General features: G+C 49.5%; 9 protein-coding genes and 1 tRNA gene. 8 read left to right on the forward strand and 2 right to left on the reverse strand.

The genetic code is table 11. From position 1 onward, the window contains the following. The first annotated feature begins 33 nt into the window (after window positions 1-33). The 3 genes from AACZ64_RS00130 to AACZ64_RS00140 are packed head-to-tail and all read left to right on the forward strand — an operon-like array spanning window position 34 to window position 4,569. Window positions 34-363: a hypothetical protein gene (locus tag AACZ64_RS00130; protein ID WP_293614015.1), complete on the forward strand. Its 330-nt coding sequence runs from the start codon at window positions 34-36 to the stop codon at window positions 361-363. Further along, window positions 356-1,477 carry a HigA family addiction module antitoxin gene (locus AACZ64_RS00135; protein WP_293614014.1) on the forward strand — a complete coding sequence of 374 codons (1,122 nt, stop codon included), beginning with the start codon at window positions 356-358 and terminating at the stop codon, window positions 1,475-1,477. Before AACZ64_RS00130 ends, AACZ64_RS00135 begins: the two co-directional genes overlap by 8 nt. Then, complete coding sequence (locus AACZ64_RS00140) at window positions 1,474-4,569, forward strand: TrlF family AAA-like ATPase (RefSeq protein WP_293614013.1); 3,096 nt, start codon at window positions 1,474-1,476, stop codon at window positions 4,567-4,569. Before AACZ64_RS00135 ends, AACZ64_RS00140 begins: the two co-directional genes overlap by 4 nt. On the opposite strand, the gene AACZ64_RS00145 is transcribed toward AACZ64_RS00140, so the two are convergent. Then, window positions 4,566-4,715, reverse strand: a complete 150-nt coding sequence (locus AACZ64_RS00145; protein ID WP_293614012.1) for a hypothetical protein — start codon at window positions 4,713-4,715, stop codon at window positions 4,566-4,568. The two genes, AACZ64_RS00140 and AACZ64_RS00145, sit on opposite strands and share 4 nt — an antisense overlap. A 33-nt stretch (window positions 4,716-4,748) precedes the next feature. On the opposite strand from AACZ64_RS00145, the gene AACZ64_RS00150 reads away from it, so the two are divergent. From AACZ64_RS00150 to AACZ64_RS00170, 5 genes are all read left to right on the forward strand, one after another. After that, on the forward strand, window positions 4,749-6,212 hold the full coding sequence (locus tag AACZ64_RS00150) for a site-specific DNA-methyltransferase (RefSeq protein WP_339639569.1): 1,464 nt from the start codon (window positions 4,749-4,751) through the stop codon (window positions 6,210-6,212). Then, window positions 6,212-8,872, forward strand: coding sequence for a DEAD/DEAH box helicase family protein (locus tag AACZ64_RS00155; RefSeq protein WP_293614010.1), 2,661 nt, complete (start codon window positions 6,212-6,214; stop codon window positions 8,870-8,872). The genes AACZ64_RS00150 and AACZ64_RS00155 overlap by 1 nt, the downstream gene beginning before the upstream one ends. A 3-nt stretch (window positions 8,873-8,875) precedes the next feature. Further along, window positions 8,876-9,043 carry a hypothetical protein gene (locus tag AACZ64_RS00160; protein WP_293614009.1) on the forward strand — a complete coding sequence of 56 codons (168 nt, stop codon included), beginning with the start codon at window positions 8,876-8,878 and terminating at the stop codon, window positions 9,041-9,043. A gap of 595 nt (window positions 9,044-9,638) precedes the next feature. Further along, window positions 9,639-10,508 (forward strand): phage integrase N-terminal domain-containing protein, encoded by an 870-nt coding sequence (locus AACZ64_RS00165; protein ID WP_293614008.1) that lies wholly within the window; start codon window positions 9,639-9,641, stop codon window positions 10,506-10,508. Window positions 10,509-10,725: 217 nt separating this feature from the next. Continuing rightward, window positions 10,726-11,895 carry a tyrosine-type recombinase/integrase gene (locus AACZ64_RS00170; RefSeq protein WP_293614007.1) on the forward strand — a complete coding sequence of 390 codons (1,170 nt, stop codon included), beginning with the start codon at window positions 10,726-10,728 and terminating at the stop codon, window positions 11,893-11,895. 6 nt (window positions 11,896-11,901) lie between these two features. Here AACZ64_RS00170 and AACZ64_RS00175 read toward each other — a convergent pair. Then, window positions 11,902-11,978 (reverse strand) — tRNA-Met (locus tag AACZ64_RS00175). Between the last annotated feature and the right edge of the window lie 40 nt (window positions 11,979-12,018).

The following is a 12,018-nucleotide window of genomic DNA, read 5'->3' on the forward strand; positions in this document are numbered from 1 at the left end:
ATTAGGTAAATAAATATATACTAAGGTACCCAAGTGGATATCAGTTACAAGGACAGTAAGCTCCGCAAACTCTGTGAAAATAGCCGTGAAGCAAACCGAAAGCTGGGTGCAGACAGCGCTGGAAAATTACAAAGGCGTTTATCTGAATTAGATGCCGCGGATAATGTGGACGAGCTGATAGCGGGTAACCCTCATCCGTTAGAAGGTGATAGATCTGCCCAGTTTTCGTTGGCGCTTGCAGGGGGTAAACGCTTGGTCTTTACGCCAGACCACGACCCAGTGCCACTCAAGGACGATAAAGGAATCAAATGGTCGGCGGTGACCGCTGTCACCATCATATATATTGGAGATTACCATGACTAATCAGCTAAAAGGATTTCAGCCCGATTGGGTCTCCCCACCCGGTGAAACCATTCTTGATGTAATGGAAGAACGCGACTGGAGCCAGGCGGAGCTGGCTCAGCGCCTGGGTTTTAGCACCAAACATCTGAATCAGCTGGTTAAAGGCAAGGTTGCCCTTACCGATGAGGCAGCTTTAAGGTTAGAGCGGGTGTTAGGGTCCACTGCCAACTTCTGGTTAAACAGAGAGGCCAAATACCGCGAACACCTCGCACGCATCGAAGCTCAGGAGCGCTATAAAGCCTGGACCGGGTGGCTGGATCAGCTCCCTTTGGCAGAGCTAAAAAAGGCCAAGGTCATTCCTGATGAGCGCATTACGAGCGCGGTAAAGCCGGCGCTAGTGGAGAGGTTGCTGAGCTTTTTTGGCGTTGCCTCCCCCGATAGCTGGCAGACACAGTATGGCGATATGCAGGCATCATTCCGTCGTACGCGGGAAACCCAGTCAGATGTCGGGGCTATCGCGTCCTGGTTGCGCCTGGGTGAAATAAAAGCCGAGCAAATCGAATTGCCCAAATACAACCGCGCCACATTTATCAAGGCGCTGGATGACATCAGGGAAATGACTACCCAGCCACCCCAACAGTTCGAACCGGCAATGCGCCAACTCTGTGGCGAAGCGGGTGTAAAGCTGGTGCTGGTGCCTGCCATACCCAAGTCACACGTGAGTGGCGTGGCGCGCTGGCTTAACCGCCACACGCCGTTAATTCAAATCTCTCTTTATGGAAAAACCAATGACAAATTCTGGTTTACCTTCTTTCATGAAGCTGCCCATATCCTGCTCCATGCCGAGAGCAAAGCCGATATTTTCCTGGACGACCCTAATCACGGGACAACGGACTCGGAGCAAGAACACGAAGCCAACCGGTGGGCGGGAGACAAGCTGATTCCTCCTTCCCATGCTTTTGAGTTGTCCCAAATTGTCCCAACTGCCCCCGAGATAACAGCCTTCGCAACAAGCATTAATATTCACCCTGGTATTGTCGTAGGCAGATTGCAGCATGAGGGTAGATTGGGTTATGCAACGCCATTAAACAAGTTGAAGCAGAGTTTTCGGTTTGTTGAGGAATGTGAGCGATGAATATGTCTAAACGAGATATCGCACGCGGCTCTCTATGGAGACAATGGGACTTGCATGTGCATACACCAGCTTCTTTCCATTGGATGGGAAAGAAATTTGAGGGCAACGAATTAACAGACGTAAATCGCGCGTTAGTCGATAAGATGATTGACGCACTGAATAAGGCGACACCTGCAGTCTTTGCGGTGATGGATTATTGGACGTTTGACGGCTGGTTCTTACTGAAAAAAAGACTAAGTGAATCGGATTCCCCGAAACTGCGTAAAACCGTATTTCCGGGAATAGAGATTCGGCTGGCTGCTCCAACTACCTGTAGATTGAATGCCCATGTTATTTTCTCAGATAAGATCACAGATCAACAACTACGCGACTTCCTAAGTTGTCTCAAGCTGGAGACATCCGCGCAAAGACCGCTTTCTAAAGAAGCATTTGTTGAGCTAGCTAGAAGTTCAGCGTCGGACATACTTAGTAAGAAAGGGCACGATAAACAAAATGTCGTTACCGATGAGGAAGAAGCTCTCCTAGCAGGATATAAGCTGGCGGAAATCAATTGCGATAGCTATAAAAAGGCCATTACTGAAGTACCCAATGGCTTGGCCATTGGTTTTATGCCCTATGATACAAGTGACGGTTTGAATGAGATTAAATGGCAAGATCATTACGCTTATTTCATGGGATTGTTTGAGTCGTCACCTGTTTTTGAATCCAGAAATCTTGAGCTTAGATCCGCATTTTTGTGTGAGAAAACGGAAAAAAATGAATCTTGGTTGGGCAACTTTACTCACGGTTTAAAGAATATTCCCAGATTAGTTGTATCTGGAAGCGATGCACATTGCTTTATTGGTGTAGCGGGTGACAACAATAAACGTGGTTATGGCGATTTTCCCTCTGGCAAAAAAACCTGGATCAAGGCCGATACAACTTTTGATGGCTTTAGGCAGGCCATTCTTGAACCATCAAAACGCTCGTTCATTGGAGATAAGCCGTCAAAACTAAAGGCAATCGAGTCGAACAAAACTTTTTTCATAGAGTCGGTCGAAGTTAGCAAAACAGGAGACAAAGAAGGTATAGGTAAATGGCTCGAAGGTTGCGATCTCCCACTAAACCCAGACTTGGCTGCTATTATTGGTAACAAGGGCAGTGGTAAAAGTGCACTCGCTGATGTCATCGCAATGTTAGGAAACTCCCGTCAATCAAAGCACTTTAGCTTTTTACGTCGTGACAGGTTTTGGGGGAAATCGGGCGAGCCAGCAAAACACTTCACCGGAACGCTGACATGGCTGGACGATAGTACTGAAGCACGCCCCTTGATTGATCTGCCACCCGAAGAAAAAGCTGAATTGGTCCGATATATCCCCCAAGGGTATTTTGAAGAGCTGTGCAATGAACATGTTTCTGGTAAGTCAAACGCATTTGAAAAGGAACTCAGGGCAGTCATTTTCTCCCATGCAGGTGAGGATATACGTCTTGGTGCGCTTGACTTTGATCAGCTAACCGAACAACAAGAGCAATCATTAAGAAACCAGTTAGGAGAATACCGAAAAGAACTCTCCTCACTAAATGCTTCTATCGTTCGCATTGAAGAGCAGTTGCAGCCAATCGAGTTGGAAAAGTTGACCGATTTGCTTTTGTTGAAAAATAAGGAGATCGAGGAGCATCAGAAAGTCATGCCCCCCGAGGAGCCTGAACCGACGGATGTACTCTCGCCAGAACAGAAACAAGCGGCAGAAAACTTGGCTGAAGTGACCCAGAAAATTGAGGGTGACACTAAGCGGTTGGAGGAGCTTGCCGAGCAGAATACTATTCTTGCCAAACAGCAAAAGGCGATATCGAATGTTCGGGAAAAAATACGCCTTCTTCAACGTGCCTATGATCAGACTGAAGTGGAAACGGTCGACGATTTGAATTTGGTCGGAATTGCTTGGGCTGAACTTGCAACCCTTGACATTGATATATCGATTCTTGACGAAAAAACAAATCAAATTACCACCAAACAAGATACTGTTCGGACTGAAACCGACGCTATCGATGCTCAATTGGAATCCCTTGTTACCCAACGAAATGCTTTCACTGAAAAACTCGACGCTCCGCAGCAAAACTATGAAGCGTATAAGCGACAGCTTTCAGAGTGGAACAAAAAGCTCACTGAATTGACTGGTACTGAAACCGAGCCTGAAACCAAAATTGGTTTGGAAACCCGAATCGCTCAGATAAAAGAGCTTCCTTCTAAGCTAGAAGAGATGGAAGTTCGCAGGTTAGAATTGTCGGCGGAGATTTATGACACGCTAAATGCACAGCGAAACGCCCGCGAAATACTCTTCAAGCCGGTGCAGGATTTAATCCATAAAAATAGTTTGATTCGTGAAGATTATAAGTTGCAATTTCAGGCCGTTCTGGCGGCGTCCGCAGATTCAGTCTCAAGCTCGTTGTTTAATTTGATTAAGCAAACTAGTGGTGAATTTCGAGGTCAAGATGAGGCGCTCTCAACAATCAGAAAGCTCCTGGATACTCATGATATAAATTCAAAAGATGAATTGATAGCCTTCCTCAAAGCTCTTCATAATAAAGTTGTTGAATCTTCTAACGCCAACAAAGCAAATTCCTTTGGAATATTCAATGTGCTCAAAAAGGAGCAATCCGCGGAATCAGTTTACGACCTGATCTTTGGGCTGAAATTTTTGGAGCCGAGATATTCGCTTCTTTTTCAAGACGCTCATATTGAACAGCTTTCACCTGGTCAGCGAGGTGCGCTTCTACTTATCTTTTACCTTCTGGTAGATAAAGGAAGGATGCCAATTATTCTTGACCAACCTGAAGAAAATTTGGATAACGAGACAGTTTACCGTTTGCTCGTTCCAGTTATTGCAGAGGCAAAAAAGCAACGGCAAATTATTATGGTCACTCACAATCCAAACTTGGCAGTTGTGTGTGATGCCGAACAGATCATCTATGCGGAATTTGATCGGACAGCTGATTCAGTTATCAGGTACACGTCAGGTTCGATTGAGAATTCCAATTTGAACTCAAGAGTCGTGACCATTTTAGAAGGAACAAAACCAGCATTTGACAACCGTTCCGGGAAATACCACTAATGGCCGGTTCCAAACAAAAAACCAAACTCGAACTCACCTGGATCGGCAAAGACAAACGGCCCAAGCTGGAGCCGCGTATTCTGCTGGAAGAGCCTGACAAATCCTACCATGCCAAACACCGGGTAACGGATAAGGATAATTTTCATAACAAGCTGATCTTTGGCGATAACCTGCTGGCGTTGAAGGCGCTGGAGCAGGAGTACGCGGGCAAGGTGAAGTGTGTGTTTATCGACCCGCCCTACAACACAGGCAGTGCCTTTGAGCATTACGACGATGGGCTTGAGCACTCCATCTGGCTGGGGTTGATGCGGGATAGACTGGAGATTTTGCGGAATTTGTTATCAGAAGATGGCTCTCTCTGGATCACCATCGACGATAACGAAGCTCATTATTTGAAGGTGCTATGCGATGAAATTTTCGGGCGTGAAAATTTCGTAGCGAATTTGATTTGGGAAAAGGCGGATTCGCCGCGTAATTCTGCGAGACAATTTTCTACCGATCATGACCACTTGCTGGTTTTCTCGAAGAAGCCTGATTGGGTCCCAAATAAATTGGCTAGAACTGAAGAAGCAAATTCAATTTACAAAAACCCCGACAATGATCCAAGGGGGCCATGGTTACCCGGTGACCCCTACGCTAACAAGCCCTATTCAAAAGGGCTCTACACTGTAAAAGGTCCGACTGGAAGAGAATTTTCGCCTCCACCCGGTAGATTTTGGAGAATTTCGGAAGACAAACTAAATGAGCTTGATCGGGACGGTCGAGTCTGGTGGGGACCAAATGGTAACGCTAGGCCAAGTATAAAACGCTATTTGACAGAAGTTGGTGACCTTGTTCCTCGAACCATATGGGGAAAACAAGATGTCGGGAGCAATAGAACATCAAAAAATGAAATGCGTTCATTGTTCCCAGGAGTTAGCTCTTTCGATACGCCAAAACCAGAGCTTTTAATGAAAAGGGTTTTTGAGGTGTCAACTGATTTAGGGGATTTGGTTTTAGACTCCTTCGCCGGTTCCGGCACAACAGGTGCTGTAGCGCATAAAATGGGCCGCGGCTGGATTATGGTGGAGCTGGGGGAGCACTGCCATACCCATATTATTCCGCGCTTGCAAAAGGTCATCGACGGCGACGACCCCGGTGGTATTACTAAATCCGTCAACTGGCAGGGCGGTGGCGGTTTTCGCTATTACAAGGTCGCGCCATCACTGCTGGAGCAGGATGCCTGGGGTCGCTGGGTGGTGAATAAAGAGTACAACCCGGAAATGCTCACCGAAGCTATCTGCAAGCTGGAGGGTTTTAGCTATGCGCCCTCGGATACCCTGTTCTGGCAACAGGGTTATTCCACGGAAACGGATTTTATTTACGTCACCACCCAAACCCTGTCGCTGGAGCAGTTGCAGGTGTTATCCGACGAGGTGGGGCAGGATCGCACCCTATTGGTGTGTTGCAGCGCCTTCCGCTGCAAGGCGGATCAGTTCCCTAATTTAACGCTGAAAAAAATCCCCAAAATGGTGTTAAGCCGCTGTGAGTGGGGCCACGACGATTACAGCCTGAATGTGGAAAACCTGCCGATGTTGGAGCGCGAGCAGTTGCCGGAACAGGATGATCTTTTTACCGGTGACAATGGCGAGGGAGAGAGCTGATGGATACTCGCACTCTTAACGCCATTACTGGCCGCCTGAGCTTACGTGCCCCGCAGGAAGAATCTCTGTACGCACTGGCAAAAACATTGGATGCCGCGCCAGATATGCTGAAAAAAGAGCGGGAGTTGGATAGCCTGCAAAAGGCGATTTCAGCAGAATTCCCCACACTTACGGATTTTGAGCGGGAGTTTCCCTCATTGTGTTTTGCCCTGGCCACCGGTGTGGGTAAAACCCGTCTGATGGGTGCATTTATTTCTTACCTGCATTTGGCCTGCGGCATTAAAAACTTTTTTGTGCTGGCCCCCAACCTGACGATATACAACAAGCTGATTGCCGACTTTACCCCCAACTATCCCAAGTACGTTTTTAAGGGTATTGCCGAATTTGCGGCCTATCCGCCACAGGTGGTGACGGGTGACAATTACGAAAGCGCCGCCACCGGGGATATTCTCTCGCCGGTCACTATCAATATATTCAATATCGCCAAGATCAATTCGGAAATACGGGGCGGTAAGGCCCCACGTATCAAACGGCTGCGGGAAACCATTGGTGACAGTTACTTCAACTACCTGGCCAATCTGCCCGATCTGGTAATGCTGATGGATGAATCCCATCGCTATCGCGCCAGTGCCGGGGTGCGCTCACTCAATGAATTAAATCCGTTAATGGGGCTGGAACTGACAGCCACGCCATTTACGGAAGGCAATCGTGGCCCAGTGCCGTTCAAGAATGTGGTGGTGGATTACCCCCTGGCGCGGGCCATGGATGACGGTTTTGTTAAGGAGCCTGCTGTGGTGACTCAGCGCAACTTTAACGCCAGCCAGTACAGTGCCGAGCGGCTTGAGCGTATCAAGCTTGAAGATGGTATTCGCTTGCACGAGTCCACCAAGGTTGAACTGTTCACCTACGCCAAACAGCAGGGGGTACAAATCGTAAAGCCCTTTATGCTGGTGATTGCCAGGGACACGACCCATGCGGCAAATCTCTTGGACTTGCTGGAAAACCAGCTCTTTGATAGTCGCTATAAAGACAAAGTCATTCAGGTGGATAGCAGCCGAAGTGGTGCTGCAGAAGAAGAAATGGTCACTCGCCTGCTGGCGGTGGAAAGTTTCGACGAACCCACGGAAATTGTTATCCATGTGAATATGCTGAAAGAGGGCTGGGATGTTACCAACCTTTACACCATTGTGCCTTTGCGTGCAGCTAATGCCCGCACCCTGATTGAGCAATCCATTGGCCGGGGTTTGCGCCTACCCTACGGTAAACGTACCGGGGTGGATGCGGTGGATAGGTTGAGTATTGTCGCCCACGACCGCTTTCAGGAAATTGTCGATGAAGCCAATAACCCGCAAAACCCGTTGCGGCTGAAACAGGTGATTCTGGAACCCGAGGGTAATGACGCGCCCAAAGAGGCCGTGGTGGTGAAACCCCATCTTCAGGCCGTGTTGGCGGGGGATGAATCTCTCGGCACAGAGTATCCCGGCAAAGGAGAAAAACTAGCCTTTGGCAGCGAACGGGAGCGGCAGGTGGCTGATGTCGCTTTGAAGGTGTTACAGACCTTTCAGCACAAACCACTGCAGGCGCCAACATCAAAGCAGTTGCTTAACGCGGATATTCAGGCGGCGATTACCCAGGCGGTGCAGGAGCAATTGACCGGTGAGCAGCAATCGTTGTTGGCAGAACAGGAGCATCTGGACGTGGCTGCTGTGGTGGCCAAAACCACGGCGCTAATGGTTGGCCAAACCATCGACATACCGCGCATTGTGGTGCAGCCGATAGGGGAGATAACCTATGGTTACCACCCATTTACCCTGGAACTGAATCACCTCAATTTGCAGCCCAGCAACCGGGAGTTGATCAGCCAAAGCCTGCAAACCAACCAGCAGATTTCTATATCGTCTGCCCCCAACAAAAAATACCAGAGGTTGGAGGACTATATCGTCGAACACCTGGTGGACAAGGACGACATCAGCTACGACGAACACGCGGAGTTGATTTATGGCCTGGCTAGTCAGGCAGTCGCTTATTTCAGTGAGGCAAAAACCTATTCAGACGACGAGTTGCACAATATCTTTTTCGGCTATGGCAAACTGCTGGCGGACAATATCCACGCGCAAATGGCGGCGCATTACTGGGAGCAGGCCAGCGGCTACGAAGTGAAAGTGAGCGCCGGCTTTTCTCCCCTTAAGGAGGCGGCCTTTACCAAAGCGGTGGATCAGCCCATTCACAACTACCGGGAAACCGTAGCGGAGGTGGGCAAAATCAAACAAATGCTGTTTGGTGGCTTTAGTAACTGTCTTTACCCGCTGCAAAAGTTTGATTCCGACACCGAGCGCCGTTTTTCGGTGATATTGGAGCGGGATGCCATCAAGTGGTTCAAACCCGTTAGCGGACAATTTCAGATTGTCTATAAGGATGGTGTGGAGCACAGGCAATACCAGCCGGATTTTGTCGCGGAACTGGATAGTGAAGTGCTGATGGTGGAAACCAAGGCACGCAACGAACTGGATGATGCCATCGTTCAGGCCAAGGCAGAAGCCGCGCGGGAATACTGCAAAAACGCCAGCGATTATTTACAGGCCAATGGCGGCAAGCGTTGGCGTTATGTACTGGTTGCGCATGATGAGGTAACAGAGAATCGGGCGGCCTCGGATTTTTGACTGATGTCTTGTCTGCAACCGTTGTCAAAAATCCATGGTTCCAGTGGAACCACTTGTTCCTGGAGGCTTGATTACGCCCATGTCACTGCCAACGCCAGTGGTAGTGACGTGGGCGACCGCACCACTAACCGCAACGGTTTGGCGTGGGATTTCGCCATGACACCGGGATGATCTGTTCCTAAACTAGCCTCCAATGTTGTTGTAACGGTTCTATCCGCGGCCACTGCGGGAAAGTGGCAAGGCAAGCTCCACCTTGCGCAAGCAAACGGAGTAGAGTGCGAAACAGGTCTGTAATCGCACTTGTGCAGGGTAGTAGTTATTTTGTTTCTGCACAGGCCTATCTTTCATGCAGCGGGCTTCGGTCTGCACTTTTAAAAGTACTTTTCAATCTGTACCGGTCAAGCTTTGTAGTTGTTATAGGCCGGATACACCTTCAGTTTGCGAGCCTTTCGGCAGTGGCATTCAGCAACAGTTGATAGCTGTCGTCTGGCTCGACCCTTCCAAGTCAATGTTACTAGCTGCATCACGCAGCTATTTCGTGTCCCTTAACTCAATCTAAATAAAGGAGGTAATTCCACTCACCCGGATAGCCGGGATATTGGTTTGCAGGTGCCAGGTCTCTTCAGAGAACAAATCTGCTGTCTAGGGCCAGACATATTCAGGTCAGTTTCGGGCGTTGTGTCCCGTGATCTTTCTGCCATGTGCAGACCGTCCAGGCTACGGCTTGGCGCTGATCAGAAACACTAACCAACACAGGTTTACACGAATGAGAGACTTGAACTACCAATTGAAACAACTGTGCCGCCATAACCGGGAAGGCAGCTATGCCACCCGCAGCAATCGCGAGCACCAGTTAACACAGATCGCTGATCAGCTCCATGAATTGGGTTTCAGGCGCATGAGTAAACACTCCCTGAAGCCCAAGCATGTGGAAGCTTTGGTGAAACTGTGGCAATCACAAAATCTTTCGCCTGGCACCATCAAGAACCGGATGAGTAATCTGCGCTGGTGGGCCAGAGCGGTGAATAAACAAAACGTGATTGCCCGATCCAACGATTTTTATGGTATTCCCGATCGCTACTATGGTTCCACTGGAACCACAAGAGCGAGAACCCTGGAACAGGACAAGCTGGACAAGGTGACAGACCCCTTTGTTCGCATGAGCCTGCAACTCCAGGCAGCTTTTGGGCTACGACGGGAAGAGGCCCTGAAAATCAAACCCCGGCAAGCGGATGAAGGCCATCAAATCAGATTACAGGCCAGTTGGACCAAGGGCGGCAAGGAAAGAACCATCCCCATCCGCACAGAAGAACAGCGGCAACTACTCGAACAGGCCAAAGCACTGGCAGGCAGTCATTCACTGATACCCCAAAACCGGCAATACATCCAGCAGGTACGTATCTACGAACGCCAAACCGCCAATGCCGGGTTATCCAAAATGCATGGTCTCAGACATACCTATGCCCAAAATCGCTACAAAGAGCTCACGGGCTGGGATGCCCCCAACCAAGGTGGGCCAACCAATCAACAACTCACAAGCCGTCAAAAAGCCCAGGATCAGCAAGCGAGATTACAAATCTCCCGTGAATTGGGTCATGAGCGCGAGCAGATAACAGCGGTGTATTTAGGAAGATAGCCATGCAAGGAATTCTGCCACGGCTTATTCGACTCAGAGATGCTCCGACTTATCTGGGCATGGATAAGAACCGATTCAACCGGGAAGTCCGACTCCAGTTGACAGAGATTCCCATTGGCAAACAGGGAATCGCCTTTGATCGCCTTGAAATGGATGCCTGGGTGGAGCAGTATAAGTCCCGCTGTGGGTGTTCGACGAACCATAGGAGTAATTCACTATGTCGAAGAGAACACCGGGCCTCGTCAAACGGGGCAAAAACGGCATCTGGACAATCGACAAACGCATCAGAGGATATGGCCGCCTTTTCGAAAGCACTGGCACGGGTGACCGGCAGGAAGCCGAGCAATACCTGACTTTTCGCCTGGAGCAGATTCGGAATGAAATGGTGTATGGCATCAAACCCGAATACACCTTTCGGCAGGCAGCCACCAAGCATCTTCTGGAGAACGAGCACAAACGCAGTATTGATCGCGATGCCCAGTCGCTGAGGATTCTCGACCCCTATATCGGGAATCTGGCGTTACGGCAGGTGCATCAGGATACCTTGGGGCCTTTCATTGCTTCACGCAAAAAAGAGGGCCTGAAGTCCAATACGATCAATCGCGATTTGGCTGTTGTCCGGCGGGTACTGATGTTGGCGGCCAGGTTGTGGCGCGATGATCGCGGCAATCCTTGGCTGGAAACACCACCGCTGATTCGTATGCTGGACTGGAAAGATGCCAGGAAGCCATACCCGGTTTCGTGGGTTGAGCAGGAGCGGCTGTTTGCTGAATTGCCGAAGCACATGCGGGAAATGGCGTTATTCAAGGTCAACACAGGTACACGGGAAGCGGAAGTCTGCGGTTTGCGCTGGGAATGGGAAGTCTCACTCCCTGAGCTGTCGAGCAGTGTGTTCCTGATACCGGGAGACCTTGTGAAAAATGGCGAAGATCGGTTGGTGGTACTGAACTCTGTCGCAAAAGCCGTTGTGAATCGTCAGCGTGGTAAGCATCGGGAATATGTATTCACCTATCAATACAAAGGTGAATACAAACCGGTCGAGCGGATGAATACCAAGGCTTGGCGCAGAGCGCGAGATGTGACCGGGTTATCCCCGGTCAGGGTGCATGACCTGAAACACACATTCGGTCGTCGCCTGCGCGCTGCCGGTATCGGTGTAGAAACACGGATGGTGTTGCTGGGTCACACCAACAAGCAGATCACCACGCACTATTCGGCAGTGGAAATCGCGGAACTGATAGAAGCAGCCGAGAAAGTGAGTTTTGAGCGGGGATCAACGCCGACATTAACGCTACTGAAGAGTTCAAATGCCATGACAGAAGGAGGGTCACGCAAATCTCACGCATTTGGCAGAAACAAAAAGGGCTACGCGTACGTAACCCTTTGAAAAATATGGTAGCTACGGGTGGACTTGAACCACCGACCCCAGCATTATGAATGCTGTGCTCTAACCAGCTGAGCTACGTAGCCATTGCCTGAATAACGGGCGCGAATTTTCTCGATTTTGCCG

This window comes from uncultured Porticoccus sp., assembly GCF_963975625.1.
Lineage (GTDB): Bacteria > Pseudomonadota > Gammaproteobacteria > Pseudomonadales > Porticoccaceae > Porticoccus.

Bases quoted from the DNA above. Each gene is read 5' to 3' on its own strand.
- AACZ64_RS00135 (WP_293614014.1), top strand. From the start codon at position 356: ATGACTAATCAGCTAAAAGGATTTCAGCCCGATTGGGTCTCCCCACCC.
- AACZ64_RS00140 (WP_293614013.1), top strand. From the start codon at position 1,474: ATGAATATGTCTAAACGAGATATCGCACGCGGCTCTCTATGGAGACAA.
- AACZ64_RS00145 (WP_293614012.1), bottom strand. From the start codon at position 4,715: ATGAAAATTATCCTTATCCGTTACCCGGTGTTTGGCATGGTAGGATTT.
- AACZ64_RS00155 (WP_293614010.1), top strand. From the start codon at position 6,212: ATGGATACTCGCACTCTTAACGCCATTACTGGCCGCCTGAGCTTACGT.
- AACZ64_RS00160 (WP_293614009.1), top strand. From the start codon at position 8,876: ATGTCTTGTCTGCAACCGTTGTCAAAAATCCATGGTTCCAGTGGAACC.
- AACZ64_RS00165 (WP_293614008.1), top strand. From the start codon at position 9,639: ATGAGAGACTTGAACTACCAATTGAAACAACTGTGCCGCCATAACCGG.
- AACZ64_RS00170 (WP_293614007.1), top strand. From the start codon at position 10,726: ATGTCGAAGAGAACACCGGGCCTCGTCAAACGGGGCAAAAACGGCATC.